Genomic DNA, 24,635 nt, shown 5'->3' on the forward strand with positions numbered 1-24,635 from the left:
TATCCATGCCTCTCGCACGCTCCCGCTGGCTGCCCTGCCTGCTGCTGACCGCCGCACTGCCGGTGATCGCTGCCGAAGGCCCGGAATATGGCCCTGAACTGCAAGGCTTCGAGTACCCCTATACGGTCAAGCATTTCGCCTTTGAGTCCCAGGGCAAGGCCCTGCAAATGGGCTACATGGACATCGCCGCCCACGGCAAGGCCAACGGGCGCAGCATCGTGCTGATGCACGGCAAGAATTTCTGCGGTGCCACCTGGGACGCCTCAATCAAGGCCTTGAGCGACGCCGGTTACCGGGTCATCGCGCCGGACCAGATCGGTTTTTGCACCTCCAGCAAACCGGACCATTATCAGTACAGCTTCCAGCAACTGGCGGCCAACACCCAACAACTGCTCAAAGCCCTCGGCATCCAGAAAGCCAGCCTGCTAGGGCATTCCACGGGCGGCATGCTCGCTACCCGCTATGCGCTGCAGTATCCCGAGCAAGTCGAGCAACTGGCCCTGGTCAACCCAATCGGTCTCGAAGACTGGAAAGCCCTCGGCGTACCGTATCGCACGGTTGATCAATGGTACGAACGTGAGCTCAAGGTGACCGCGCAAGGCATTCACGACTATCAACGCAGCACCTATTACGACGGTCGTTGGCAACCCGAATTCGACCGTTGGGTAGACATGTACGCAGGCATGGCCAAAGGTCCAGGCAAACGCCAGGTGGCGTGGAACTCGGCGCTGATTTACGACATGATTTTCACCCAACCGGTGTACTACGAATTCAAGGACCTGAAGGTGCCGACATTGCTGCTGATTGGCACTTCCGACTCCACGGCCATCAACAAGGACGTCGCCTCGCCGGAGGTCAAAGCGAAAATCGGTCACTACGACGTACTTGGCAAACAGGTGGCGAAACTGATTCCTCACTCGACGCTGGTCGAATTCCCCGGCATGGGCCACGCGCCACAAATGGAAGAGCCGGCAAAATTCCACCAGGCCCTGCTTGCCTGGCTGAATAACACCAACCCCGTTCATTGATGAGGTAAGGCGGATGGCTGTGCAGATTGCGGTACTCGATGACTGGCAGGATGTGGCGCGGCAGGTGCTGGATTGGTCGGCGCTGGACGCCATCGGCCAGGTGAGCTTCATCCATGACTACCCGGCTGATAACGAAACGCTGGCAGCGCGGCTGGCCGGGTTTGAAGTCATTTGCGTGATGCGCGAGCGCACCCGGTTCGATGAGGACCTGCTGCGCCGGCTACCGGCACTCAAACTGCTGGTCACCGGCGGCATGCGCAACGCCGCCCTCGACCTGAAAGCGGCTGCCGCACTCGGCATTCAGGTCAGCGGCAGCGACAGTTACAAACACGCCGCGCCGGAACTGACCTGGGCGCTGATCATGGCCGCCACTCGCAACCTGGTCGTGGAAGCCAACGCTCTGCGCGCCGGTAAATGGCAACAAGGGCTGGGTGGCGATCTGCACGGCCAGACCCTGGCGATTCTCGGTTTGGGCAGCATTGGCCAGCGAGTCGCCCAGTTCGGCCAGGTGTTCGGCATGCGAGTGATCGCCTGGAGCGAAAACCTCACGGCCGAACGCGCCGCCGAAGTGGGCGTGACCTACGTCAGCAAGCAGGAACTGTTCGAACAGGCCGACGTGTTGTCGGTGCATCTGGTGCTCAGCGACCGCAGCCGTGGATTGGTCGACGCGCAGGCTCTGGGCTGGATGAAACCCACCGCGCTACTGGTCAACACGGCTCGCGGGGCGATTGTCGATGAGGCGGCGTTGATCAAGGCGCTGCAAAAACAACGACTGGCCGGCGCAGCGCTGGACGTGTTCGAGCAAGAACCCTTGCCGGCTCATCACCCGTTCAGGACGCTGGAGAATGTGCTGGCAACGCCGCATGTCGGGTACGTCAGCCAAAAGAATTACCATCAGTTCTTTTCACAGATGATCGAGGACATTCAAGCCTGGTCAGGCGGAACGCCGATTCGGTTGCTCAGCTGATACCCGATCATCGATCATCGTTCATCGCCGGCAAGCCGGCGATTGGCCGCACCACAAATCCAGCTGGCCTCACCGCCACAATCGCGCCATCACCCTGTCCTTGCCCCGCCTATGCTGACGAGCATAGGCCTCGACGTGCGCTTTCTTTCATCAAGAAATGAATAAATGTTCACCCTGCGGTGTTCACTTTGCATCGCCCATGAGGATTGCCCGCGAACAACCCGAGTCTCGATTCGCCGCTACGTTACGACCGCCTGACGATGAGCCTGCACTGGCTGACCGCCGTGCTGGTTGAACAAGTGGCGTGGGCCATCGTGATTATGGCCGGGCTGCATGCGCTCATCGCACTGGTTCATCATTACGGCCTGCGGGATAACACCTTGCGCCGCCTGTTGCCGGAACGTGTTTGAACTAAAACGAATAAACCTGTGGAGATCATCCATGAATACCCGTCTTGCTGTTTTTACCGTCCAGTTACTGCTTGCCTTTGCGTTGTCCGCTTCCCTCGCATTGGCCAATGGTCAAGATGACGCACCGGCCAAACCCAACTGCCCAAAAGGCCAGGTCTTCGACACCAAGTCGCAGAAATGCGTGATGCAGACCAGCAGCCTGGTGCCCGATACCGACCGCACTGATTACGCCTATCGGCTGGCGAAGGACGGGCGCTATGAGGAAGCCCTGGCATTGCTCGGTACGCTGAAAAACCCAAACACTGCCAAGGCACTCAACTATCGCGGCTACGCTACACGTAAACTGGGGCGCACCGACGAGGGCATCGGTTATTACCTGCAATCGGTGAAACTCGATCCGCAGTATGCACAAGTCCGCGAATACCTCGGCGAGGCGTATGTGGTCAAGGGTCGACTGGACCTCGCCCAGGAGCAGTTGCAACAGATAAAATCGATCTGCGGCAGCACCTGCGAGGAGTACCAGGATCTGGCCGAAGCCATCCACGATTCATCGAAAACCTGACAGGACGGAGGTCGCCATCGCCAGCGATCAGGCAATACGGGCAGAGTTGGGCCAGCACTTGGCGCGTTTATGGCGTTACGGCCTGCTGCTGTCCCGACAGCGGCATGTTGCCGAAGACCTGGTGCAGGCCACCTGCGTCCGGGCGCTGGAACGTGCCGGGCAATTTGTCCCCGGCAGTCGCATGGACCGCTGGCTGTTGAGCATTCTGCATTCGATCTGGCTCAACGAAGTGCGCTCGCGCAGGGTGCGTCAGGGCCAGGGGCTGGTGGATGCCGACAACGTCTTGTCGTTCGACGGTGAACACGCCGCGCAAACCCACGTGCTCGCAACGCAGGTGATTCGGCGCGTCGATGCGCTGCCCGAAGCGCAGCGCGAAACGGTGTTTCTCGCCTACGTTGAGGGCCTGTCCTACCGCGAAGTCGCCGAAGTCCTGGACGTGCCCATTGGCACGGTCATGAGCCGCCTGGCCGCGGCACGGGCGAAACTGGCCGAGTACCCGCCGTTGCACGCGGTGTCGAACCCTTCCACTGGAGAACGTCGATGAACGAACACACGATGCCTTCGGACGAGCAACTGGTGGCTTATCTCGACGACCAACTCGATAGCGACCAGCGCACCCGCATTGACGCGGCCATCGCCGAAGACTCGACGCTCAACCTGCGCCTGCAATGGCTGGCCCGCAGCAGCCTGCCGTTCAAGGACGCCTATGCCGAACTGGCGCAACAGGCACCCGTAGACCGCCTGCAAGCGATGCTCGACACCCTGCCCTCGCCTGCCCGGCCCGCGGTGAATCGGCGCGGGTTCCTCGCGGTGGCGGCCGGCCTGGTGGTGAGCGCCGTGTTGGCGGACCGGTTGTTCCTTGGCTGGCAGGCGAGCCAGCACAAATCCAACTGGCGCGGGCTGGTGGCGGACTACATGTCGCTGTACGTGCCGCAAACTCTGGAACACTTGCCCAGCGACGAAGCCACTCAACAAGCGCAACTGCGCACCATCGACGCACGCCTGGGGTTGAACCTGGCGCCGGGGCAACTGCGCCTGCCGCGCCTTGAGCTCAAGCGCGCACAAATCCTCGAATACGACGGCATGCCCATCGCCCAGATTACGTATCTGGACCCGGCGCACGGCCCCATGGCGTTGTGCGTCACCCGCTCAAACAGCGGCAGTCGACACTTCGTGCGCGAGCGGCGGCACGAGATGAACGTGGTGTATTGGGCAGACATGGAACATGCGTGGATGCTGATCGGGCACAACCCGGCGTCGGAGCTGGAAGAGCTGGCGAAGGTGTTGCGCAGTCGGCTGAGCGCTTGATGATCGTTCCCACGTCGAGCGTAGGAACGATCATCATCAGGACGGAGTTGGCAGCCATAAGCGAAACCGCGCGCCGCCCAGTGGTGACGGTTCGACGGTGAGTGTGCCGCCCTGCGCCTCCAGCGCCCGCCGACTGATCGCCAATCCCAGGCCAAAGCCGCCCGTCGCCCGGTCCCGGCTGCGATCGAGTCGATAAAACGGCTCGAAAATTCGTTCGCGCTCGTCATCGGGAATACCGATTCCATCGTCATCGACCCAGATTTCACAGCCCTTGGCACAGACCTGAACCCCGATCTGAATGCGCTTCTCGCAGTAGCGCATCGCGTTGCGCAGCAAGTTCTGAATCGCACGGGCCGTCAGCCGAGGGTCGAGCGTGAAGCGTTCGAGCTGGCCGTGAAGCAGCACGTCGATCACGATTTCCGGGCAATCCAGTTCCTCGTCGACGCTGCCAAGAATGCTGTCGATAAACTCATCCAGCGCCACTTCAACCTGCTCCGGTAACCGCGCCGGGTTTTGCAACCGGCTATAAGACAGCAGCTCCAGCACCAGCTCATCGAGTTCACGAATGTGTGCAACCAGCTCTTGCAACCGCTCCCGACTGGAGGCGGGCAAATCATCGGACAGCGCGAGGGCCAGGCCGAAATCCAGGCGGGTCAGCGGTGTGCGCAATTCGTGAGAAACGGCGTTGAGCAAATCCCGCTGCTGGTTGAGCAGTTTTTCAATATCGCCGGCCATGGTGTCGAACACGTTAGCCAGACTGCCGATGTTGGAGTGGGTGGGGATCTGGGTGCGTTCGCTCAAATGACCTTTGCCGAAGCGCTCAGCCGTGCCTTTGAGCCGTTCCAGGTCGCGCCAGTGCGGACGCAGCCACAGCAACAGGCACGCGAGCAGGGTCGCGCCGATCAGCACGTTGATGCTCCAGTACAGCAAGTTCACGTCCAGCGGGTCCGGCGGCACGACCATTTGCACGACGAGTTGCGCGTTCAGCGGCGCCACCGCCAGCGTGCGCCAGCCCCAGTCACCGATGCGCACCACGTTCTCGCCACGCTGCAAACGCTTCTGCTCCGCCAGGGTCAAGCCGTTATCGTCATTGCGGCTCAGGACGATGTGCAGCGGATTGAATGCCTTGTCCAACTCGCCCGCCAAGGCCGGCCACTGCGATTCGGGCACGGCATGAAACTGCTTGACGATCAGCGACTGCAACCCGCGTGAGTAATCGAGGTTGTAGGTGACAAAGCGCTCCTGGAAGACCTTGATCACCACGTCCGGCACCAGATAGATCGCCGCGCTGTACGAGATGATCGTCACCAGGTACAGGCGAAAGAGGATTCGGAACATCGCCTCAGCATTCCCACTCGGAACGGCTGAACAGGTAACCCTTGCCCCACACGGTCTTGATCTTGCGCGCCTCGCCGGCATGGTCGTCGAATTTGCGCCGCAGCTTGGAAATCGCCACGTCAACCGAGCGGTCGGTACCGTTGAATTCGATGCCGCGCAGGCGTTGCAAAATCTGGTCGCGGCTCAGCACTTCGCCGGCATGCCGGGCCAGCACCACCAGCAGGTTGTACTCGCCGCTGGACAGCTCGACCAGTTGCTCGCGCCAGGTCACGGTGCGCTCGGACAGGTCGATGCACAGGTTGCCCATGAGGATGCGGTCGTTGGCGGTCTGCGGTTCGCTGAGGCTGCTACGACGTAACAGGGTGCGCACGCGGGCCAGCAGCACCCGGGGTTCGCAGGGTTTGGTGACGTAATCATCGGCGCCCATTTCCAGGCCCAGCACCTGGTCGTGGCTGTCGTCGCGGGCGGTAAGCATCAGGATCGGCAGCGTCGCCGAATCCGCACGCAGCAAGCGGCAGACCTGCAGGCCGTCGAGCCCCGGCAGCATCAGGTCGAGGATCACCAGGTCCGGCGGATTGACCCGCGCGCGCTCGCGCACATGGTCGCCGCGGCTGATCACGCTGACGCAATAGCCGTTGCGTTCCAGGTAGCTGGCAATCAGTTCGGAGAGCGCGGTGTCGTCTTCGACCAGGAGGATGTTGGGCATGGGTGTTTCCAGAAAGTGCAGTGGCGCCTGGTCGGGCCTCATCGCGGGCAAGCCCGCTCCCACAGTGGCCGGTGGTATACACAAAATCTGTGTCCACATCAGATCCCTGTGGGAGCGGGCTTGCCCGCGATGGCGGCATAACAGGCGCTGAAAGAATCAAGCCGTGAAGGATATACGCCCTCACCCGCCCCTGAGTAAAACCCTTACACAATTTCACACAGCACCAACAAAGCTTCACCGCTAGCCTCGTCGCCTCCCCGTAGGATGCGGGAGTTCATTATTGGGGTATTTACATGTCGAAGAACCTGCTTGCCAAGCTCAGCCTGCTTGCCCTGGCGTTGACGCTGAGCGCTTGTGACAAGTCCTCCAACGCTGAAGAACAGGCGCCGTTGGCCACCGTGCGCATCGAGACCCTCGAAGCCCGGCCCCTGTCGATCACCAGCGAATTGAGCGGGCGGATTGCCGCGCCACGTATTGCCGAAGTGCGCGCCCGGGTCGCCGGCGTGGTCTTGCAACGGGTTTTTCACGAAGGCAGCGACGTGAAAAAAGGCGACGTGCTGTTTCGCATCGATCCTGCACCGTTCAAGGCTGACCTGGACAGCGCCGAAGCTTCGCTGCGCAAGGCCGAGGCCAACGCCTTCCAGGCCCGCCTGCAAGAGCAGCGCTACGCCCAGTTGATCGAGGGCAACGCCATCAGTGGCCAGGACTACGACAACGCCCGGGCCGCCGTACGGCAAACCGCCGCTGACGTCGCGGCCAATAAAGCTGCCGTGGATCGAGCGAAATTGAATCTCGGTTACGCCACCGTCACCGCGCCCATTTCCGGACGCATCGGCCGCGCACTAGTCACCGAAGGCGCGTTGGTCGGGCAGAACGAAACCACACCGCTGGCCCTGATCCAGCAGTTGAATCCGATTCATGCCGACCTCAGCCAATCGACCCGCGAACTCAACGACTTGCGCCGTGCCTTCCGCTCCGGTCAGTTGCAGGAAGTGGGTCAGGGGCAGGCCAAAGCCACGCTGATCCAGGACGACGGCAGCCTCTATCCGCTACCCGGCAAGCTGTTGTTCACCGACATCACCGTCGACCCGGGCACAGGCCAGATCATCCTGCGCAGCGAGTTCCCCAACCCGGACCTCGATTTGCTGCCGGGCAGCTTCGTGCGGGTGCGCCTGGAACAAGCAGTGAATCAGCAAGGCATCAGCGTGCCGCAACGCGCCATTCAGCGTGACAGCGCAGGTGTTGCGCAGGTGCTGATGCTCGACGCGGATCAACGGGTCGGCCAGCAACCGGTCGAACTGGGTGCCGTGCAAAACGATCGCTGGATCGTTACCGCAGGCCTCAAGTCTGGCGACCGCATCGTCATCGAAGGCCTGCAACACGCCAAACCCGGCGAGAAAGTGCAGATCGACGACTCCCCTCTTCCACTTGCCCAGGCCACTGGTCAGTAAGCAGGACGCTATTTTATGCCGCAGTTCTTTATCGATCGCCCGGTGTTTGCCTGGGTGGTTGCCCTGTTCATCCTGCTGGCCGGCGCCCTGGCCATTCCGCAGTTGCCGGTGGCGCAGTACCCCGATGTCGCGCCGCCGCAAGTCGAAATCTATGCCGTGTACCCGGGCGCCTCGGCGCAGACCGTGGACGAGAGCGTGGTCAGCCTGATCGAGGAAGAGCTCAACGGCGCCGATCATCTGTTGTATTTCGAGTCGCAAAGCAGCCTCGGCAGCGCCACGATCAAGGCGACTTTCCAGCCGGGCACCAACCCGGAAATGGCCCAGGTGGATGTGCAGAATCGCCTGAAAGTCGTCGAGTCGCGCCTGCCGCAAGCGGTCAATCAGCAAGGTTTGCAGGTGGAGAAAGTCTCCGCCGGTTTCCTCCTGCTGATCACCCTGACCTCCACTGACGGCAAACTCGACGACGTGGCGCTCAGCGATTACCTGGCGCGCAACGTGATGAACGAGATCAAGCGTCTGGACGGTGTCGGCAAGGCCCAGCTGTATGGCGCCGAACGGGCGATGCGGATCTGGATCGACCCGCAGAAGCTGATCGGTTTCAACCTGACACCGGCCGACGTCAACGCTGCCATCGTGGCGCAGAACGCCCAGGTCTCGGCCGGCAGCATCGGCGATCTCCCGACCCGCACCACCCAGGAAATCACCGCGACCATTCTGGTAAAAGGTCAGCTGTCGACCCCGGAAGAATTCGCCGACATCGTGCTCAAGGCCAATCCCGACGGCTCCACGGTGCGCATCGGTGATGTGGCGCGAGTCGAGATCGGCAGCCAGGAATATCAGTTCGGCACGCGCCTGAACGGCAAGCCGTCCACCGCCGTCGGCGTGCAGTTGTCGCCCGGCGCCAACGCCCTGAGCACCGCGACGCTGGTGCGGGCGAAGATGGATGAACTGGCACGCTACTTCCCGGCCAACGTCGAATACAAGATCCCGTACGACACCTCGCCCTTCGTCAAAGTCTCGATCACCAAAGTGGTTTACACCCTGGTCGAGGCGATGGTGCTGGTGTTCGCGGTGATGTTCCTGTTCCTGCAGAACATCCGCTACACGCTGATTCCGACCCTCGTTGTGCCGGTGGCGCTGATGGGCACTTTTGCGACCATGCTCGCGCTGGGGTTCTCGATCAACGTGCTGACCATGTTCGGCATGGTGCTGGCCATCGGCATTCTGGTGGACGACGCCATCGTCGTGGTGGAAAACGTCGAGCGGATCATGGTCACCGAAGGCCTGTCGCCGAAAGAGGCGACGCGCAAGGCGATGAAACAGATCACCGGGGCGATCATCGGCATCACGCTGGTGCTGGTGGCAGTGTTTATTCCGATGGCGTTCATGCAGGGCTCGGTCGGGGTGATTTACCGGCAGTTCTCGCTGTCGATGGCCACCTCGATTCTGTTTTCGGCCTTCCTCGCGCTGACCTTGACCCCGGCACTTTGCGCCACGCTGCTCAAGCCGATTGCCAAGGGCGAGCATCACGCCAAGGGCGGTTTCTTCGGCTGGTTCAACCGGCGCTTCGAGCAACTGACCGAGCGCTATCAGGGCTGGGTCGCCTATGCGCTGAAACGCAGCGGCCGCTACCTGCTGATCTACGGCGTGCTGTTGATCGGTCTGGGGCTGTGCTTCAGTCGTCTGCCCTCTTCGTTTCTGCCGGTGGAGGATCAGGGTTACACCATCACCGACATTCAACTGCCACCCGGCGCGAGCAAGAATCGCACGGTGCAGGTGGTCGAGCAGATCGAAGCGCACAACGCGACCGAACCGGGCGTCGGCGACAGCACGGTGATTCTCGGCTTCAGCTTCTCCGGCAGCGGGCAAAACGCGGCGCTGGCGTTTACCACGTTGAAAGACTGGTCGGTTCGCGGCAGCGACGACTCGGCCAGTTCGATTGCCGACCGCGCCAACGTCGCACTGAGCCAGATCAAGGACGCCGTGGCATTCGCGGTCCTGCCGCCGCCGGTGGACGGCCTAGGCACCTCCAGCGGTTTCGAGTTCCGCTTGCAAGACCGTGGCGGCCTCGGCCATGCCACGCTGATGCAGGCGCGCACCGCGTTGCTGGCGGCCGCCGAGAAAAGTCCGGTCCTGATGAATGTGCGCGAAAGTGCCTTGGCCGAAGCGCCGCAGGTGCAACTGATCGTCGACCGTAAACAGGCGAATGCGCTGGGGGTTTCGTTTGCCGACATTGGCAGCGTGCTGTCCACTGCGGTCGGTTCGGCGTACATCAACGACTTCCCCAATCAGGGACGGATGCAGCGGGTGGTGGTTCAGGCTGAAGGCGATCAACGCAGTCAGGTCGCCGATCTGCTGAAGATCCACGTGCGCAACAGCAGTGGGAAAATGGTGCCGCTGTCCGCCTTCGTCCAGGCCAAATGGACCCAGGGCCCGGCGCAGTTGACCCGTTACAACGGCTATCCGGCGATCAGTATTTCCGGCGAACCCAAACCGGGGCACAGCACCGGTGAGGCCATGGCGGAAATCGAGCGGCTGGTGGCGCAAGGGCCGGCAGGACTGGGTCAGGAATGGACCGGGTTGTCGTTGCAGGAACGCCTGTCTGGCAGTCAGGCGCCGATCCTGCTCGGGTTGTCGCTGTTGATTGTGTTCTTGTGTCTGGCGGCGTTGTATGAGAGCTGGTCGATTCCGACCTCGGTGCTGCTGGTGGTGCCGCTGGGCGTGCTCGGTGCGGTACTGGCCGTGACCTTGCGCGGGATGCCCAACGACGTGTTCTTCAAGGTCGGGCTGATCACTATCATCGGCCTGTCGGCGAAAAACGCGATCCTGATCATCGAGTTCGCCAAGAGCCTGTACGACGAAGGCCACGACCTGATTGACGCCACGCTGCAAGCCGCACGCCTGCGCTTGCGGCCGATCGTCATGACGTCCCTGGCGTTCATCCTCGGCGTCGTGCCCCTGGCGATCGCCACCGGCGCCAGCTCGGCGAGCCAGCAAGCCATTGGCACCGGCGTGATCGGCGGGATGATCACCGCGACCTTGGCGGTGGTGTTTGTACCGGTGTTTTTTGTGGTGGTGATGAAGCTCGTCCGCAAACGCCACACGAACATCTAACCCAAACCACATTCCCCTGTAGGAGCCGGCTTGCCGGCGATAGGGCCCTCGATTATTGCATCGATCTGATGGCCGCCATCGCCGGCAAACCGGCTCATACAGGGATCGTCGTTGGTCAGAAGGGGCCGCGCTGGGCTAAGGTGTTTGCATACCCTGGCCCATCGAGCTCACATGCCTCTCCTCGCCCGCACCCACCCTCGCCTGTCCGCCGCGGCCACACTCGGTGTTGCGGTGGGCATTCTGGCTCCGGCCGATTCGATCATCAGCAAGATCCTCTTCGGCTGGAACGCCGGGGTCTGGACGTATCTGGTGCTGATGCTCTGGCTCACCGCGCGCGCCAAAGCGCCGGATGTGAAACGCATTGCCGAAGTCGAAGACGAGAACGCCGGGTTGGTCCTGTTGGTGGTGTGCATCGCCGCCATCGCCAGCCTGGCGACCATCACCTTCGAACTGGCCGGCAGCAAGGACCTGGAAACCACCCGCAAGCTGCTGCATTACGGTTTCACCGCGCTGACCGTGATCGGTTCATGGCTGTTGATCGGGGTGATTTTCAGCGTGCACTACGCCCGACTGTTCTACACCTGGGGCGGCAAAGACCCGGCGCTACGCTTCGCCGAGGGCCTGACCACCCCCAATTACTGGGACTTCCTGTATTTCTCGTTCACCATCAGCGCGGCGGTGCAGACCTCCGATGTCGGCGTGGCCACCCGGGAACTGCGCAAGATTGTGCTGGCGCAGTCGCTGATCGGTTTTCTGTTCAACACGGCGATTCTCGGTTTCTCGATCAACATTGCCGCTGGCCTGTTCAACTGAACCGTGCACAAACGTTCTAGGCAGCGCCCACGCCACGGGCGCTAAATAGCTCGGCAATCCGTCTCACAGGTGCAGCATGACCACTCAAAACTGGATCGACCTGGCCCAGGACGCCGACACCGGCATCGAGACGCTGCGCGCGCATTTCGAAGGCCACGCCTACGACCCGCACTGGCATGACAGCTATCTGGTGGGCGTCACCGAGCAAGGGGTGCAGCAATTCAACTGCCGGCGGACCAGGCACCAAAGCACGCCGGGCAAAGTGTTCTTGCTCGAACCGGGCGACATTCACGACGGTGAAGCGCCGACAGTCGACGGGTTCACTTACCGCATGCTGTACCTCGATCCGCAGTGGTTGAAGCGCGAACTCAGTGCCGTGTTCGACAACGCGCCCGACAACGGTCAATTGAGCTTCGCCAACACCTTGGCCAGCGACGTGCGCCTGGCCCACGCCACCCGTCTGGCGTTTCAGGCGCTGCACAACGGCGAGTTGAAAATCGTCCGCCAGAGCGCCCTCGACGGCTTGCTCGAACGCCTCACCACTCACCTGCACTGGCGCGCCCGTTATGGCGAAGACCCACGCTTACCACTGGTGGCGCAGAAGGCCCGGGAGTATCTGCATGCCCATGCTCACGAGGACATCGGCCTCGACCAATTGACCGCCGCGACGGGTGTCGACCGTTTCCGCCTGACCCGCGCGTTCAAGGCTGCTTACGGCATCGCACCCCACGCCTATCTGGTGCAATTGCGCCTGGCCACGGCCCGCAGAATGCTCGCCCGAGGCGAGCAACCGGCAACGGTGGCCGTGACGTTGGGCTTCGCCGACCAGAGCCATCTGGGCCGCTGGTTCGTGCGGGCTTATGGCCTGACGCCCGCGCTTTATCGCAAGCGCTGCTCAAACCTTCCAGACAGTTGAGCGGGGGATGGTGAAGATCGACTTCCATGATCTTCACCGGAGTTTGCCCGCGATGCTGTCCACTTTCCCGACGTTACTGCCCTTCCTGTTGTTTGCATTCGTGGCCTCGATCACGCCCGGCCCGACCAACATTCTGGTGTTGAGCAACAGTGCCCGATACGGCTTGGCGGCCGCCGTGCCCATCATCTTCGGTGCCTGTGCCAGCGCCGCGACGATTGTGTTGTTGGTCGGCAGCGGCGCCGGGGCCTCGTTGAGCGCATTACCCGCGGTACAAACCGCGATGCAATGGATCGGCGTGGCCTGGCTGAGTTACCTCGCCTGGCAGATTTTCCGCGCCCCGGCCGCAGGCGTCACCACGTGCGACGGTAATGCCCGGCTCGGACTGGTCGGCGCCGCGAGCCTGCAACTGATCAACCCGAAAACCTGGATGATGGCGCTGGCGGTTGTCAGTGTATTTGCCGGGAGTGGCGAACAGCGCCTGGCCCATGTGATGGTTTTGGCGCTGGCGTTCTTCCTGATTTCCCTGCCCTGCCTCGCGGTCTGGGCATTGCTCGGTGCGGGTTCCACCCGATGGTTGCGCTCACCCCGATCGATGCAACGTTTCAATCGCTGCATGGCCCTGTTGCTGTTGGGCTCAGCCTGGTTGAGTCTTTGGGTTTGAGCTCCATTCGTCGGCCATTGTCGGACAATCGACGACACAGGACTTGACGGCGAATTGGCTTTTGGTGTCTTCTGAAACCGGTTTCAGTGCGACCTCCAACGCACGGACCTTATAAATCCAATAAGAAGGTTTCAGCCCGTGAACGATTTCTCCGCCGCCCAACGCAGCCGCGTGACCATGCTTGATGTCGCCGAACACGCCAGGGTCTCCAAGGCCAGCGTGTCGCGGTTCATCGGCGAGGATCGGGCCTTGCTGTCCGACGCGATTGCGTTGCGCATCGAACAGTCGATTGCCGAACTGGGCTATCGCCCGAACCAGATGGCCCGCGGTCTGAAACGCGGACGAACCCGCCTGATCGGCATGCTGGTCGCCGACATCCGTAACCCTTATTCGATTGCCGTGATGCATGGGGTGGAAACCGCCTGCCGTCAGCACGGCTACAGCCTGGTGGTGTGCAACACCGACCGCGATGACGAGCAGGAATGTCAGCACCTGGCCCTGCTGCGCTCTTACAACATCGAAGGGCTGATCGTGAACACCCTCGGCCATCACCGCGACGAATTGCAGGCACTCCATCGGGAGATGCCGCTGGTGCTGGTGGACCGTAAGGTCGAGCACCTCGAAAGTGACATGGTCGGTCTGGACAACCCGGCAGCGGTCGAGATCGCCATCACCCACCTTGAAGAGCGCGGTTACCGCGATGTGCTGCTGGTCACTGAACCGTTTGACGGCACCAGTTCACGGATCGAACGGGTCAGCAGTTTCAAGGCGCAGATCGCCCGGCGTTCGGCGTTGCGCGGGACCCTGAGCGAAACCGGCAGTGACCTGACCAGCCATCTGAAAACTTTTCTCGACACACCCGGCCCCGGCCCGAAGGCGTTGTTCTGCGCAAACGGGATTGCGGCGTTGGCCGCGACCCATGCGTTGCGCGAATTGCAGTGCAAGTTGTTCGAGGACGTCGGCCTGATCGCCCTCGATGATCTGGATTGGTACCCGCTGGTGGGCAGCGGCATCACCGCCCTCGCCCAACCGACGGCCGAGATGGGCGCGAGTGCGTTTGAATGCTTGCTCAAGCGCTTGCGCGGGGATGACGGGCCAGTGCGGACCCTGGATTTTTCGGCGCGGTTGATTGAGCGTGGATCGACCAGAGGGAATCTCCAGTGAATGTGATGGCCTCATCGCGGGCAAGCCCGCTCCCACAGGGTTTTGTGTCGTACAAATAGAGTGTGTACACCTGAGATACCTGTGGGAGCGGGCTTGCCCGCGATGAGGCCCGACAGATCACCACATATCTTCACGCCATTTTTTTTGAACAAAAATGAAACCGGTTTCAGAGGTCCAGAACAATGATTAAACCACCCGTGTCCATCAGCCTCTCCAGCTACGGCGCCGACCTCGTCCGCCAACGCGGCCAAGGCAGCTTCATCGATGTCCTCGCCGCGGCGGGCGCCACCCACATCGAATGGCGCGAAGAGCTGCTGACCGTCGAAGACCCCGCACAACTGGCCGATGCGACCCAGGCCCAAGGCCTCGAAAGCGTGTACTCCGCGCCGATGGAACTGTGGCTGGCCGGCCAGTCGAAACCCAATCCGCAACTGATCACCGCCCTGCAACGCGCCCAGGCCTTCGGCGCCAAATGGCTGAAGGTGTCCCTCGGTTATTTCACCGACACCAGTGATCTGCAGGCCCTCGCCCAAGTGCTCGGCAAAAGTGCCGTGCAGTTGCTGGTGGAAAACGATCAGACCCTGCACGGTGGTCGCATCGAACCGTTCCAGCGTTTTTTCGCAGCGGTCGAGCAGCACAACTTGCCGATCAAAATGACCTTCGACATCGGCAACTGGCACTGGCAGGACCAGTCCGCCAACAGCGCCGCGCGCCTGCTCGGGCGCCATGTCGGTTACGTGCATTGCAAAGCCGTGTCACGCCGGGCCGACGGCAAACTGGTGGCCATACCGCCTGCCGCCAGCGACCTGCATCTGTGGGAACAACTGTTGCGGCACATGGCCCAAGGGGTGATGCGGGCCGCGGAATATCCGTTGCAGGGCGACGATCTGGTACAGCTCACCACCGAGCATGTCGCCGCCCTCGCCCACTTGGGACAAACACGCCTGGAGTGCGCTCATGTCTGAGATCGATATTCTGTCGTTCGGCGAAACCATGGCGATGTTCGTCGCCGATCAGAACGGCGACCTGGCCAACGTCGACCACTTCCACAAACGCATTGCCGGGGCCGACAGTAATGTCGCCATCGGGTTGTCGCGACTGGGATTCAAGGTCGCGTGGCTGAGTCGGGTCGGCGCCGATTCGCTGGGACGGTTCGTGATCGACACGTTGAAAAAGGAAGGCATCGATTGCAGTAACGTTGCTGTCGATAGCGCACATCCGACTGGTTTTCAGCTCAAGTCACGCACCGACGAGGGCGATGATCCCAGGGTCGAGTATTTCCGTCGTGGTTCGGCGGCGAGTCATTTGGCGCCGCAGTCGATCATTGCCGAATTGCTCAAGGCGCGGCACTTGCACGCCACCGGCATTCCTCCAGCCCTGTCGGAAACGGCGCGGCAAATGTCCTTCGAATTGATGACCCGCATGCGCGAGGCCGGGCGCAGTGTGTCCTTCGACCCCAACTTGCGCCCGAGCCTGTGGGCCAGCACGCAACAAATGATCAGTGAGATCAACCGCCTCGCCGCCCTCGCCCACTGGGTGCTGCCGGGTTTGAGCGAAGGTCGCTTGCTGACCGGCTACGAAGACCCCGCCGACATCGCCGCGTTCTACCTCGACCAGGGCGCCGAAGCCGTGGCAATCAAGCTCGGCCCGCACGGCGCGTATTACCGCACGCATCTGGATGAAGGTTTCGTCGCCGGCGTGCCGGTGGAAAATGTGATCGACACCGTCGGTGCCGGCGACGGTTTTGCCGTCGGCATGATCAGTGCGCTGCTGGAAAACTACAGCTTTGCCGACGCCGTGAAGCGCGCGAACTGGATTGGCAGCCGGGCGGTGCAGAGTCGCGGGGATATGGAGGGGTTACCGAGCCGGTCCGAAATGTCCGCCGAATTTGAACCCGCCTTCGCGAGCAAGCCCGCTCCCACAGTGGCTTTGTGTCGAACATAAATTTGACGTCCCCCTCGATCCCTGTGGGAGCGGGCTTGCCCGCGATGAGGCCCGCACAGTCACTGAAGATTTAAAGCCGTTACCTGCTGCGACAAAAACAACAAGCTCAGGAGCACCATCATGAAAACTGCAACGCTCGCCGCCCGCCGCTGGTGGTACATCATGCCCATCGTATTCATCACCTACAGCCTGGCGTACCTGGACCGCGCCAACTACGGCTTCGCCGCCGCCTCCGGAATGGCCGCCGACCTGATGATCACCCCGGGCCTGTCCTCGATGCTCGGCGCGCTGTTCTTCCTCGGTTACTTTTTCTTCCAGGTGCCGGGCGCGATCTACGCGCAAAAGCACAGCGTGAAGAAACTGATTTTCGTCAGCCTGATCCTCTGGGGCGGCCTGGCGACGCTGACCGGGATTGTCTCCAACGCCTACTGGCTGATCGTCATTCGCTTCATGCTGGGTGTGGTCGAAGCGGCGGTGATGCCGGCAATGCTGATCTATCTGTGCCACTGGTTCACCCGTGCCGAACGCTCACGGGCCAACACCTTCCTGATTCTCGGCAACCCGGTGACCATGCTTTGGATGTCGGTGGTGTCGGGGTATCTGGTGCAGCATTACAGCTGGCGCTGGATGTTCATCATCGAAGGCTTGCCGGCGGTGCTCTGGGCGTTTATCTGGTGGCGTCTGGCGGATGATCGTCCGGCCCAGGCCAAGTGGCTCAGCGACCAGGAAAAACATGATCTGGAGAGTGCACTCGCCGCTGAACAAGTGGGCATCAAGGCGGTGAAGAACTACGCCGAAGCCTTCCGCTCGCCGAAAGTGATCATCCTGGCCCTGCAGTTTTTCTGCTGGAGCATCGGCGTCTATGGCTTCGTGCTGTGGCTGCCGTCGATCCTCAAGTCCGGCGCACAAATGGACATGGTCGAAGCCGGCTGGCTGTCGGCGCTGCCGTATCTGGCGGCGGTGATCGGCATGCTGCTGGTGTCCTGGGGCTCGGACAAACTGCAAAAACGCAAACGCTTTGTCTGGCCGCCGCTGTTGATCGCCTCGATTGCGTTCTACGGATCGTATGCGCTGGGCGCCGAACATTTTTGGTGGTCGTACACCCTGCTGGTGATTGCCGGCGCCTGCATGTATGCACCTTATGGGCCGTTCTTCGCGATCATTCCGGAGATCCTCCCGGCCAACGTCGCCGGTGGCGCCATGGCGTTGATCAACAGCATGGGCGCGCTCGGTTCGTTTGGTGGTTCCTATCTGGTCGGCTATCTGAACAGCTCCACCGGTTCGCCGGGCGCGTCGTACCTGTTGATGAGCGGCGCGCTGATGCTCTCGGTGGTGCTGACGATTTTCCTCAAGCCCGGCGCCAGCGACCGGGAGCGTCCCACCGTTGCGGTAACACCCCGCACCGTGGCCCATCCTTGAATTGATGTAGAGACGAATACGATGAAAAAGCAGGTCGTGCTGTACAAGAAACTCTCACCGTTGCTGATGGCTCGCCTGCATGAGCAGACCGAAGTGACCCTGATCGACAACCTCGACGCCGACGGCCTGGCGCAACTGCGCGAGGCCCTGCCCCGCGCTCACGGGTTGCTCGGTGCCAGTCTGAAACTGGACGCCGGCCTGCTGGACCTGGCGCCCAATCTTCAAGCCATCGCCGGCGTCTCGGTGGGTGTCGACAACTACGACATCGACTACCTGACCGAACGGCGCATCCTGCTCAGCAACACCCCGGATGTGCTCACCGAAACCACCGCCGACACCGGTTTTGCGCTGATTCTGGCAACGGCACGGCGCGTGGTGGAACTGGCAAACATGGTTCGCGCCGGCCAGTGGAACCGCAACATTGGCCCTGTGCATTTCGGCAGCGACGTGCACGGTAAAACCCTCGGTATCATCGGCATGGGCCGGATCGGCGAAGCGTTGGCCCAGCGCGGCCATTTCGGTTTTGGCATGCCAGTGATCTATCACAGCCACTCGCCGAAACCGGCGGTGGAACAGCGCTTCGATGCGCAATACCGCAGCCTGCCGGCGCTGTTGCAGCAGGCCGATTTCGTTTGCCTGACATTGCCACTGACGGCGGAAACCGCAGGTCTGATCGGCGCAGAGCAATTTGCGCTGATGCGCCCGGAGACCATCTTCATCAATATTTCACGGGGCAAAGTGGTGGACGAAACGGCGCTGATCGAAGCGTTGCGTTCCGGGCAGATCCGCGCAGCGGGGCTGGATGTGTTCGAACGCGAACCGCTGAACCCGGACTCGCCGTTGTTGCAGTTGAACAACGTAGTGGCGACGCCGCACATTGGCTCGGCAACGCATGAGACGCGCGAAGCGATGGCGACGTGTGCGGTGGACAATCTGCTGGCGGCGCTGGCGGGTGAGCGACCGAAGAATCTGGTGAACTCCGGGGCATGGAAGCGCTGAGGAACTCAGCGCCTGCCAGTCAGTCTTCGCGAGCAAGCCCGCTCCCACATGGGGTCTGTGGCGTTCACAAAACCCTGTGGGAGCGGGCTTGCCCGCGAAGGGGCCGGCACAGACAACACAAATTCCTCAGGCCCGCCGCGCCTCCAACAGATCTGCCGCACACAACGCGATCCGCCGACATGCATCCGCCAGTTTCTGCTGATCCACCACCAATCCGATCCGGATATGCCCCGCCGCGCTCGGACCGAACGCTTCGCCAGCCAGCACCGACACACCATAACCTTCAAGCAAGCGCTCGGCGAAACGCTGGGCGCACAACCCGGTCCGGCGCACATCAACCATCACAAACATTCCGCCATCGGGCCGAACCGCCCGCAGCCCCGCGCAAGCATTCAGGCTCGTGCACACCAGGTCGCGACGCTGACGGTATTCCTCGCGCATCATCGCCACTTCCGGCAGATCGCCATCCAGTGCAACCTGCGCGGCCTTCTGCACAAAGTCCGGAATGCCGAACAGCATGCACAACGACAGATGTTCCAGATGGTCAATCAAGGCTTTGGGGCCGATCACCCAACCGACCCGCCAGCCGCTCATGGCGTGGGATTTGGACAGGCTGTTGAGCGTCGCGGTGCGCTCGGCCATGCCCGGCAGGCTGGCCGGGCTGATGTGCTCGCCGTCGTACAGCAGATCGCTGTAAACCTCGTCACTGATCAGCCACAGGTTGTGCCGAATGCACAGCGACGCCAGTTCCTGCCAGATCATGAGCGACAGGCTGGCACCGGAAGGATTGTTCGGACTGTTAAGCAGAATAGCGCGGGTTTTCGGCGTAATCAGCGCCGCGACATCCGCCGGATCGACGCGAAAGCCGTTCTCCGGACGCACCGCCACCGGCACCACTTTCGCTCCGCAGGCGCCGAAAACGCCTTCATAAGTCACGTACATCGGTTCGGCGACGATCACTTCATCGCCGGGATCGAGCAGGCATTGCACCACCGAATACACCCCGCACTGGGCGCCGGGCATGACAATCACCTGATCCGCATCGACCGCCTGACCACTGCGCCGCCGATGGCGGCTGACGATGCTCTCGCGCAGCCCGCGACTGCCGCGTACTTCTGCGTAATGGGTATCGCCGGCCAGCAGGCTGTCGATGCACGCCTGGACGATGGGCTGCGGCGTATCGAAGTCCGGATCTCCCACCGACAGGAGCAACACATCGACGCCCTGCTCTCGTAACTCCAATGCTCGGTAATGAATCTGCCAGGCCGCGGCGCCGTCTCCGGCGATTCGTTGGGTCAAGGCTGAATAGCGCATGCATTTCTCCAATCGCGCGTGTTCCCAGTCTCAACCCTATCTCAAATCACGAAGCGCGCCACCATGGCGTTTAAATCGACGGCCAGACGCGACAGTTCGTGGGTGGCAGCGCTGGTCTGATTGGCCCCGGCAGCGGACTGGGTGGCCAGGTCGCGGATGTTCACCAGGTTGCGGTCGACTTCACGAGATACCTGCGCCTGCTCTTCCGAAGCGCTGGCAATCACCAGGTTGCGTTCGTTGATCAAATGGATCGACTGGGTGATCTGCTCCAGCGCCACACCGGCGGCACGGGCCATTTCCAGGGTGCTTTGGGTGCGCTGATTGCTTTGTTGCATCGACGACACCGCCTCCCCCGTACCGTTTTGGATGCCGGCAACCATCTTCTCGATTTCCTGAGTCGATTGCGCGGTGCGATGCGCCAACGCCCGAACCTCGTCCGCTACCACCGCAAAACCGCGCCCGGCTTCACCGGCCCGGGCCGCTTCGATTGCGGCGTTCAGGGCCAGCAGGTTGGTCTGTTCGGCGATGGCGCGGATCACGTCCAGCACCTTGCCGATGTCCCGACCCTGAGTGGCCAGGCCTTCGATCATCAGCGAGGTGTTTTGCACGTCATGGGTCATGGTCTGAATCGCATCGACGGTTTCCACCACGCGGTCGCGACCTTCACGAGCGGCCTGGGTTGATTGGTTCGAGGCTTCGGAAGTCGATACCGCGTTGCGCGCCACTTCTTCCACGGCGGCGGTCATTTCGTTGACCGCGGTGGCGGCTTGTTCGATTTCGTTGTTTTGCTGTTGCAGGCCGCGGGACGCTTCTTCGGTCACGGCGCTGAGTTCTTCGGCGGCAGCGCCCAGTTGCGTGGCGGAACCGGCGATCTGCTCGATGGTTTGGCGCAGGTTGCCTTGCATGGTGGACAAGGCGCCGAGCAGGCGGGCCGGTTCGTCCTTGCCATCTATTTCAATGGTCTTGGTCAAGTTACCGCCGGCGATGGTTTCCGCTGCCTGCACCGCACGGTTCAACGGCGTGACGATGCTGCGGGTCAGCAGCCAGGCCAGCAGCACCGTCATGAGCGCCGCCACCACTGATACCCCGATGATTCCGTTCACGGCGGTGTTGTAGTTGTCTTCGGCGACGAGCCCTGCAGCTTTGGCGCCATCGGTGTTGTAAGTCACCAGTCGATTGAGCTGTTCGCCCATCTGGTCGGTGCCGTCCTTGATCCGCGTGTTAATCAGGGTGCGCATCTCGTCGAGTCTGTTCTGGTGAGACAGGTCCAACATTTCGCGCTGGGCTTGCATGTAATTGTCCAGGGTCGCGCTGAACACCTTATACAGCGCCGCTTCGTCCGGGCTCGCCGGCAATGCGGCATAGCTGGCCCGGGCCTTGAGTGCCTTTTCGGTCAACGCGCCGATACGGGTTTCAGCTTCCTGCAAACTGGCCGGCTCGCGATTGACCAGAATGCGGAACGACAGAATGCGCATGCGCAGGATATTTTCGGTGATATTGCCGAGGAAGCCGACGCTGGGCAGTTGGTTGCTGCCCATGTCGATCGAGGACTGGCGGATGATCGTCATGCGGTTGACCGCAAACACACCCAGCACAATCACCAGCAAGGCAATGAAGGCAAAACCCAGGAAAGCACGAGGCGCGATGTTCAGATTACGCAAGGACATAGGACGGTACTCGGGTGATAGAGGCTTCGAGCGTCCTTGCCGTAATCACTGGCGGGCGGGCGTTGAGGCGCACCGTTCAGGTTGGCGCCACTGTTGTAGTAGGTTTGTGTGCGCCTGATAGCTGTATCGGCTGGGCTTGAGGATTTCTGCGGGAATTTGCAAAATATTTTTCAAGGGGTCAGGAATGCTTCACCCATGAAACACTCTGAAAATCAGGGATCGCGCCAATCTTGCAGGAGCCGCCCGCAGCAAGCCGGCTCCTACAGATTGTGGGTATCAGGTTTGGCGTGTGGCGATACGCCAGACCCGGGCAATATCGCTCGCCCGGTCCTGTAACAACCGTGGTGCCTCGGTGCATGCCTGTTCCAGCGTCATAGGCCCGCTCACCACGGCAAACGCGGCTTCGATGCCATGCTCGTACAAGGCCTGATAGCCCTCACCCAAAGTGCCGGCGATGACGATCACCGGCACTCCGTGTTGCCGAGCGATGCGCGCGACGCCAAACGGTGTCTTGCCGCGCAGGGTTTGTGCATCGAACCGGCCTTCGCCGGTGATTACCAGGTCGGCACCCTTGACCGAATCGGCCAGGCCGACCAGTTCGGCGACCACTTCCACCCCGGCCTTGAACTGCGCGCCGAGGAAGGCCTTGGCGGCGAACCCCAAGCCACCCGCCGCGCCGCTGCCCGGTTCGTCGCTGACGTCTTTGTTGAGGGTTCGTGCGCACAGTTCGGCAAAGTGCCCGAGTGCGCGATCCAGTTGCTCGACCTGCGCAGGCGTTGCGCCTTTTTGCGGCCCGAAAATCGCTGAGGCGCCGTGGGGGCCGCACAGTGGATTGTTGACGTCGGCGGCAATGTCGAAGCGCACCTCGGCCAGACGCGGATCGATGTCACTCAGATCGATGCGGGCCAGTTGCGCCAGCGCCAATCCGCCGGGGGCCAGGGTTTGGCCCTGGGCATCCAGCAGTTTCACGCCCAGCGCTTGCATTGCCCCTGCGCCTGCGTCGTTGGTAGCGCTGCCGCCGATGGCGAGAATGACTCGCTGCGCCCCGGCGTCGAGCGCGGTGCGAATCAATTCGCCGGTGCCGAATGTGCTGCTGATGCATGCATCGCGCTGGGCCACCGCAACCAGCTGCAAACCGCTGGCTTCTGCCATTTCGATGATTGCGGTGTGACTGTCGGGCAACCATCCCCACGCCGCATCGACTGCTACGCCGAGCGGCCCGCGAACGGTGGTCCGGCGCAGTTCGCCATCGCATGCTGCCAGAATCGACTCGACCGTACCTTCGCCGCCATCGGCCATCGGGCATTTGACCAGTTGCGCATCGGGCCAGACTTCAATCAGGCCAAGGGCAATGGCATCGGCCACGCCTTGTGCACTCAGGCTGTCCTTGAACGAATCGGGGGCGATGACGATTTTCATGCGAATTCTCCAGTTCCAATGCCCTCATGCTGCCAGCCGGCCTGAACAATAACGCCGGTCCGCTGCACAAGTGGCACGGAGGATTATTGTTCATTTTCACAAAACCGAATTGTTCATGAGAGCGAGCCTGCTCGCGAAAAGCAATCTCAAGTACGCCGAAAAACCTGTAGGAGCCCGGCTTGCCGGCGATGGCATCCTCGAAACCGCCATCGCCAGCAAGCCGGGCTCCTACAAGGGCGCCGCCGCGTCAGTTTGCGGGAGAAGCTGCACGCCGAGGTACAACGCCAGCATGCCATCGAGCCGCAAGGGGTCGACGCCGCTGAGCTCGGCAATCCGCTCCATCCGGTAACGCAAACTGTTGCGGTGAATGCCCAGCGCGTCGGCACAGGCCTGGCTCTGGCCGTCGTGATCGCACCAACTGCGCAACGTCGCCAGCAGTTGGCCATTGCCGTCCTTGGCGATGACTTTGCGCAAGGGCTTGAGCAATTCGTCCAGCGCATCGTCGTTGCGATGGCGCCAGAGCATCACCGGCAATCGATAGCGGGTCAGCGTCAGCAGACGTGAATGCGGCAGCACATCGCGCCCGTAGGCCAGCAGGTCGCCGACCCGGCGATAGCAACGCCGCAAGCCCGACAAGCCATCGGCGTGCCCGCCCACGGCGATGCGCAAGATATTCCAGCCGAGGCCATCGAGTTTCTCCAGCAGACGGTCGTTCTCGATCGCCTGGTTTGCCGGTCGGCACCACAGCAACGATGACTTGGCCGAACTCACGCACCAACTGTCCGGGTAGCGCGAGGTCAACCAGGCGCTGAGTGCGTCGACGGTTTGCCCCGGACCGTGCTCCATCCCCAGCTCAAACAGATACGGCACCCGCGTCAGTTGCGGTTTGAGCCCAAGCTGCTGCGCCTCATCGATCAGGCGCGGCGAATCCCCTGCCTCGCTCAACAGCAACGCCAGCAAATCATCGCAACGCTGGCGCCGCCATTGCTGCTCGGCCTGCTGATTGCGCTGGCCCACCAGCATCTCGGCGGTCATGCGCACCAGTTCGGCGTAGGTGCGCAATTGCTCGGGTTCGCCAGTGATGCCAAGCACGCCAATCAGCCGTTGATCGAGCAACAGCGGCAGGTTGATGCCGGGCTGCACGCCTTTGAGGTGGATAGCGGTTTGCGCATCGATTTCTACCACGCGCCCGTTGGCCAGCACCAGTTGCGCGCCTTCGTGCCGGGTGTTGACCCGCTCCGGCTCACCGCTGCCGAGTATCAACCCCTGACTGTCCATGACGTTGACGTTGTAAGGCAGGATGGCCATCGCCCGGTCGACGATGTCCTGGGCCAGGTCGTGATCGAGTTCGAACATGGTGGTGGTCCTTGAAAGCGCGGTTGTTCACCCGCACAGGGCTTGGTGGCAAACCCTGTGCTCAGGCACAAAGACAGCA

At 61.9% G+C, this 24,635-nt stretch carries 22 protein-coding genes; 16 read left to right on the top strand and 6 right to left on the bottom strand.

Annotated elements, in window-relative coordinates; all coding sequences use genetic code 11:
- Positions 1 to 5: 5 nt before the first annotated feature.
- From ACI77H_RS22595 to ACI77H_RS22620, 6 genes are all read left to right on the top strand, one after another.
- Positions 6 to 1,028, top strand: coding sequence for an alpha/beta fold hydrolase (locus ACI77H_RS22595; protein ID WP_407013926.1), 1,023 nt, complete (start codon positions 6 to 8; stop codon positions 1,026 to 1,028).
- Between the two features lie 13 nt (positions 1,029 to 1,041).
- On the top strand, positions 1,042 to 1,995 hold the full coding sequence (locus ACI77H_RS22600; RefSeq protein ID WP_407013927.1) for a D-2-hydroxyacid dehydrogenase family protein: 954 nt from the start codon (positions 1,042 to 1,044) through the stop codon (positions 1,993 to 1,995).
- 260 nt (positions 1,996 to 2,255) lie between these two features.
- Positions 2,256 to 2,405, top strand: a complete 150-nt coding sequence (locus ACI77H_RS22605) for a hypothetical protein (protein ID WP_407013928.1) — start codon at positions 2,256 to 2,258, stop codon at positions 2,403 to 2,405.
- A 31-nt stretch (positions 2,406 to 2,436) separates the two neighbouring features.
- Entirely contained in the window at positions 2,437 to 2,967 is a 531-nt protein-coding gene (locus tag ACI77H_RS22610) for a tetratricopeptide repeat protein (RefSeq protein ID WP_407013929.1), read from the top strand.
- 58 nt (positions 2,968 to 3,025) lie between these two features.
- Positions 3,026 to 3,511 carry an RNA polymerase sigma factor gene (locus tag ACI77H_RS22615; RefSeq protein ID WP_407013930.1) on the top strand — a complete coding sequence of 162 codons (486 nt, stop codon included), beginning with the start codon at positions 3,026 to 3,028 and terminating at the stop codon, positions 3,509 to 3,511.
- Entirely contained in the window at positions 3,508 to 4,275 is a 768-nt protein-coding gene (locus ACI77H_RS22620) for an anti-sigma factor family protein (RefSeq protein WP_407013931.1), read from the top strand. Before ACI77H_RS22615 ends, ACI77H_RS22620 begins: the two co-directional genes overlap by 4 nt.
- A 36-nt stretch (positions 4,276 to 4,311) precedes the next feature.
- On the opposite strand, the gene ACI77H_RS22625 is transcribed toward ACI77H_RS22620, so the two are convergent.
- Positions 4,312 to 5,613 carry an ATP-binding protein gene (locus tag ACI77H_RS22625; RefSeq protein ID WP_407013932.1) on the bottom strand — a complete coding sequence of 434 codons (1,302 nt, stop codon included), beginning with the start codon at positions 5,611 to 5,613 and terminating at the stop codon, positions 4,312 to 4,314.
- A gap of 4 nt (positions 5,614 to 5,617) precedes the next feature.
- Positions 5,618 to 6,319 carry a response regulator transcription factor gene (locus tag ACI77H_RS22630; protein WP_109631796.1) on the bottom strand — a complete coding sequence of 234 codons (702 nt, stop codon included), beginning with the start codon at positions 6,317 to 6,319 and terminating at the stop codon, positions 5,618 to 5,620.
- A 293-nt stretch (positions 6,320 to 6,612) separates the two neighbouring features.
- Between ACI77H_RS22630 and ACI77H_RS22635 the strand changes: the two genes are divergently transcribed.
- The 10 genes from ACI77H_RS22635 to ACI77H_RS22680 all read left to right on the top strand — a co-directional run bounded on the left by ACI77H_RS22635 (position 6,613) and on the right by ACI77H_RS22680 (position 18,800).
- Positions 6,613 to 7,770, top strand: coding sequence for an efflux RND transporter periplasmic adaptor subunit (locus ACI77H_RS22635; protein WP_407013933.1), 1,158 nt, complete (start codon positions 6,613 to 6,615; stop codon positions 7,768 to 7,770).
- A 15-nt stretch (positions 7,771 to 7,785) separates the two neighbouring features.
- Positions 7,786 to 10,884 carry a multidrug efflux RND transporter permease subunit gene (locus ACI77H_RS22640; protein ID WP_407013934.1) on the top strand — a complete coding sequence of 1,033 codons (3,099 nt, stop codon included), beginning with the start codon at positions 7,786 to 7,788 and terminating at the stop codon, positions 10,882 to 10,884.
- Positions 10,885 to 11,055: 171 nt separating this feature from the next.
- Entirely contained in the window at positions 11,056 to 11,697 is a 642-nt protein-coding gene (locus ACI77H_RS22645; protein WP_407013935.1) for a DUF1345 domain-containing protein, read from the top strand.
- Positions 11,698 to 11,773: 76 nt separating this feature from the next.
- Positions 11,774 to 12,613: an AraC family ligand binding domain-containing protein gene (locus tag ACI77H_RS22650; protein WP_407013936.1), complete on the top strand. Its 840-nt coding sequence runs from the start codon at positions 11,774 to 11,776 to the stop codon at positions 12,611 to 12,613.
- 52 nt (positions 12,614 to 12,665) lie between these two features.
- Entirely contained in the window at positions 12,666 to 13,274 is a 609-nt protein-coding gene (locus tag ACI77H_RS22655) for a LysE family translocator (protein ID WP_407013937.1), read from the top strand.
- A 138-nt stretch (positions 13,275 to 13,412) separates the two neighbouring features.
- Positions 13,413 to 14,438, top strand: coding sequence for a LacI family DNA-binding transcriptional regulator (locus tag ACI77H_RS22660; RefSeq protein ID WP_407013938.1), 1,026 nt, complete (start codon positions 13,413 to 13,415; stop codon positions 14,436 to 14,438).
- Between the two features lie 182 nt (positions 14,439 to 14,620).
- The gene (locus tag ACI77H_RS22665; protein ID WP_407013939.1) at positions 14,621 to 15,403 is read left to right on the top strand and encodes a sugar phosphate isomerase/epimerase family protein; all 783 of its coding nucleotides are present in this window, start codon (positions 14,621 to 14,623) and stop codon (positions 15,401 to 15,403) included.
- Positions 15,396 to 16,382, top strand: a complete 987-nt coding sequence (locus tag ACI77H_RS22670; protein WP_407013940.1) for a sugar kinase — start codon at positions 15,396 to 15,398, stop codon at positions 16,380 to 16,382. Before ACI77H_RS22665 ends, ACI77H_RS22670 begins: the two co-directional genes overlap by 8 nt.
- 120 nt (positions 16,383 to 16,502) lie before the next feature.
- On the top strand, positions 16,503 to 17,801 hold the full coding sequence (locus tag ACI77H_RS22675; RefSeq protein ID WP_407013941.1) for an MFS transporter: 1,299 nt from the start codon (positions 16,503 to 16,505) through the stop codon (positions 17,799 to 17,801).
- A gap of 21 nt (positions 17,802 to 17,822) precedes the next feature.
- The gene (locus ACI77H_RS22680) at positions 17,823 to 18,800 is read left to right on the top strand and encodes an NAD(P)-dependent oxidoreductase (RefSeq protein ID WP_407013942.1); all 978 of its coding nucleotides are present in this window, start codon (positions 17,823 to 17,825) and stop codon (positions 18,798 to 18,800) included.
- Between the two features lie 126 nt (positions 18,801 to 18,926).
- Here the strand turns inward: ACI77H_RS22680 and ACI77H_RS22685 are convergent, their stop codons facing one another.
- The 4 genes from ACI77H_RS22685 to ACI77H_RS22700 form a co-directional block, all read right to left on the bottom strand.
- Positions 18,927 to 20,114: a pyridoxal phosphate-dependent aminotransferase gene (locus tag ACI77H_RS22685; RefSeq protein WP_407013943.1), complete on the bottom strand. Its 1,188-nt coding sequence runs from the start codon at positions 20,112 to 20,114 to the stop codon at positions 18,927 to 18,929.
- 41 nt (positions 20,115 to 20,155) lie between these two features.
- Positions 20,156 to 21,781 carry a methyl-accepting chemotaxis protein gene (locus ACI77H_RS22690; RefSeq protein WP_407013944.1) on the bottom strand — a complete coding sequence of 542 codons (1,626 nt, stop codon included), beginning with the start codon at positions 21,779 to 21,781 and terminating at the stop codon, positions 20,156 to 20,158.
- A 276-nt stretch (positions 21,782 to 22,057) separates the two neighbouring features.
- Positions 22,058 to 23,200 (bottom strand): glycerate kinase, encoded by a 1,143-nt coding sequence (locus ACI77H_RS22695; RefSeq protein ID WP_407013945.1) that lies wholly within the window; start codon positions 23,198 to 23,200, stop codon positions 22,058 to 22,060.
- Positions 23,201 to 23,428: 228 nt separating this feature from the next.
- Positions 23,429 to 24,556 carry a sugar diacid recognition domain-containing protein gene (locus ACI77H_RS22700; protein WP_407013946.1) on the bottom strand — a complete coding sequence of 376 codons (1,128 nt, stop codon included), beginning with the start codon at positions 24,554 to 24,556 and terminating at the stop codon, positions 23,429 to 23,431.
- Positions 24,557 to 24,635: the final 79 nt, after the last annotated feature.

This window comes from Pseudomonas sp. O230, from assembly GCF_045447035.1.
Lineage (GTDB): Bacteria > Pseudomonadota > Gammaproteobacteria > Pseudomonadales > Pseudomonadaceae > Aquipseudomonas.

Excerpts from the sequence above, each read along its gene's own strand:
- ACI77H_RS22595 (WP_407013926.1), top strand. The coding sequence starts at position 6 with ATGCCTCTCGCACGCTCCCGCTGGCTGCCCTGCCTGCTGCTGACCGCC.
- ACI77H_RS22600 (WP_407013927.1), top strand. The coding sequence starts at position 1,042 with ATGGCTGTGCAGATTGCGGTACTCGATGACTGGCAGGATGTGGCGCGG.
- ACI77H_RS22605 (WP_407013928.1), top strand. The coding sequence starts at position 2,256 with ATGAGCCTGCACTGGCTGACCGCCGTGCTGGTTGAACAAGTGGCGTGG.
- ACI77H_RS22610 (WP_407013929.1), top strand. The coding sequence starts at position 2,437 with ATGAATACCCGTCTTGCTGTTTTTACCGTCCAGTTACTGCTTGCCTTT.
- ACI77H_RS22620 (WP_407013931.1), top strand. The coding sequence starts at position 3,508 with ATGAACGAACACACGATGCCTTCGGACGAGCAACTGGTGGCTTATCTC.
- ACI77H_RS22625 (WP_407013932.1), bottom strand. The coding sequence starts at position 5,613 with ATGTTCCGAATCCTCTTTCGCCTGTACCTGGTGACGATCATCTCGTAC.
- ACI77H_RS22630 (WP_109631796.1), bottom strand. The coding sequence starts at position 6,319 with ATGCCCAACATCCTCCTGGTCGAAGACGACACCGCGCTCTCCGAACTG.
- ACI77H_RS22635 (WP_407013933.1), top strand. The coding sequence starts at position 6,613 with ATGTCGAAGAACCTGCTTGCCAAGCTCAGCCTGCTTGCCCTGGCGTTG.
- ACI77H_RS22640 (WP_407013934.1), top strand. The coding sequence starts at position 7,786 with ATGCCGCAGTTCTTTATCGATCGCCCGGTGTTTGCCTGGGTGGTTGCC.
- ACI77H_RS22645 (WP_407013935.1), top strand. The coding sequence starts at position 11,056 with ATGCCTCTCCTCGCCCGCACCCACCCTCGCCTGTCCGCCGCGGCCACA.
- ACI77H_RS22650 (WP_407013936.1), top strand. The coding sequence starts at position 11,774 with ATGACCACTCAAAACTGGATCGACCTGGCCCAGGACGCCGACACCGGC.
- ACI77H_RS22655 (WP_407013937.1), top strand. The coding sequence starts at position 12,666 with ATGCTGTCCACTTTCCCGACGTTACTGCCCTTCCTGTTGTTTGCATTC.
- ACI77H_RS22665 (WP_407013939.1), top strand. The coding sequence starts at position 14,621 with ATGATTAAACCACCCGTGTCCATCAGCCTCTCCAGCTACGGCGCCGAC.
- ACI77H_RS22670 (WP_407013940.1), top strand. The coding sequence starts at position 15,396 with ATGTCTGAGATCGATATTCTGTCGTTCGGCGAAACCATGGCGATGTTC.
- ACI77H_RS22675 (WP_407013941.1), top strand. The coding sequence starts at position 16,503 with ATGAAAACTGCAACGCTCGCCGCCCGCCGCTGGTGGTACATCATGCCC.
- ACI77H_RS22680 (WP_407013942.1), top strand. The coding sequence starts at position 17,823 with ATGAAAAAGCAGGTCGTGCTGTACAAGAAACTCTCACCGTTGCTGATG.
- ACI77H_RS22685 (WP_407013943.1), bottom strand. The coding sequence starts at position 20,114 with ATGCGCTATTCAGCCTTGACCCAACGAATCGCCGGAGACGGCGCCGCG.
- ACI77H_RS22690 (WP_407013944.1), bottom strand. The coding sequence starts at position 21,781 with ATGTCCTTGCGTAATCTGAACATCGCGCCTCGTGCTTTCCTGGGTTTT.
- ACI77H_RS22695 (WP_407013945.1), bottom strand. The coding sequence starts at position 23,200 with ATGAAAATCGTCATCGCCCCCGATTCGTTCAAGGACAGCCTGAGTGCA.
- ACI77H_RS22700 (WP_407013946.1), bottom strand. The coding sequence starts at position 24,556 with ATGTTCGAACTCGATCACGACCTGGCCCAGGACATCGTCGACCGGGCG.